Source organism: Neisseria sp. HMSC067G12, from assembly GCF_001812725.1.
Taxonomy (GTDB): domain Bacteria; phylum Pseudomonadota; class Gammaproteobacteria; order Burkholderiales; family Neisseriaceae; genus Neisseria; species Neisseria perflava.
Genome location: NZ_KV810200.1, coordinates 1 through 632, shown reverse-complemented (window position 1 = coordinate 632; position 632 = coordinate 1). Strand labels below are relative to the sequence as shown.

Annotated in this window: 1 pseudogene; it reads right to left on the bottom strand. The window is 58.4% G+C overall.

What is annotated here, in order from left to right:
* A pseudogene (locus HMPREF2871_RS04945) lies at positions 1-632 on the bottom strand (RHS repeat protein); the annotation flags it as partial.

Genomic DNA, 632 nt, shown 5'->3' with positions numbered 1-632 from the left:
TCGGTAAAGCAGACGAGCTGGTCGAGGGTGTCGTAGTGTAGGCGTCGGGTTTTGCCTAAGGCGTCGGTAATGGTTTCGGGCAGCCATTGGGCGTTGTAGCCGTAACTTGTGGTGTAACCGGCGGAGTCGGTGATACTGATGAGGTTGCCGCGTTTGTCGTAATCGTAGGCGGTAATCCTGCCGGCGGGATCGTTGACGGCAACCGGCAGGTTGAGGGTTTCGTGGTAGTCGATTTGGGTGCTGCTGCCGTCCGGCGCGGTGATGGCGATGACGTTGCCTTCGGTATCGTAGAGATAGCGGGTTTCGCGTCCGAGCGGATCGCGTTCTACGGTAATGCGGCCGTAGTCGTCGCGTTCGCTGTCGCTGCGTTGTCCGTCGGCGTCGATGCGGTAGACGAGTTCGCGGTTTTCGTCGAAACCGTATACTTCCGTCCTCCCCAATGCGTCGGTAACGACGGTATGGTCTTTGCGGTAGTCGAACGTCCATTCTTCGCCGAGGTTGTTGCTGCTCTTGAGCACTTTGCCGTCGGTGTCGTAACGGTCGTATTCGTAGCGGGACACCAGTCCGTCGGGTTGGCTGTGTTCGACCATGATGTGGTTTCGGTAGGCGAAACCGCGCAGTTTTTTGCCGTC